Raw genomic sequence first — 399 nt, 5'->3', positions numbered from 1 at the left:
GGATTGCGAAGCGCAGCTTTTCTTCCATCGCGATCGGAACGATCAGCTCAACGGCAACGGTGACGTTGTCGCCCGGCATAACCATTTCCGTGCCTTCCGGCAGCGTCACGATGCCCGTCACGTCCGTTGTGCGGAAGTAGAACTGCGGACGGTAGTTGGTGAAGAACGGCGTATGACGACCGCCTTCTTCCTTCGTCAGGATGTAGGCTTCAGCCATGAACTTCTTGTGCGGCTTGACCGAACCCGGCTTGCACAGGATCTGGCCACGCTCAACGCCGTCACGGTTAACACCACGGATCAGCGCGCCGATGTTGTCGCCGGCCTGGCCCTGGTCGAGCAGCTTGCGGAACATTTCAACGCCCGTAACCGTCGTCTTCGACGTGTCGCGGATGCCGACGA

General features: G+C 59.9%; 1 protein-coding gene. It reads right to left on the bottom strand.

Annotated elements, in window-relative coordinates; genetic code table 11:
• A partial coding sequence (locus IB272_RS34515) for an EF-Tu/IF-2/RF-3 family GTPase (RefSeq protein ID WP_348646849.1) occupies nucleotides 1-399 on the bottom strand: 399 nt, incomplete at both ends.

Source organism: Ensifer sp. ENS08, assembly GCF_014852195.1.
Taxonomy (GTDB): domain Bacteria; phylum Pseudomonadota; class Alphaproteobacteria; order Rhizobiales; family Rhizobiaceae; genus Ensifer; species Ensifer adhaerens.
The sequence above is the reverse complement of the archived record's forward strand: the minus strand, read 5'-3'. Positions and strand labels throughout refer to the sequence as shown.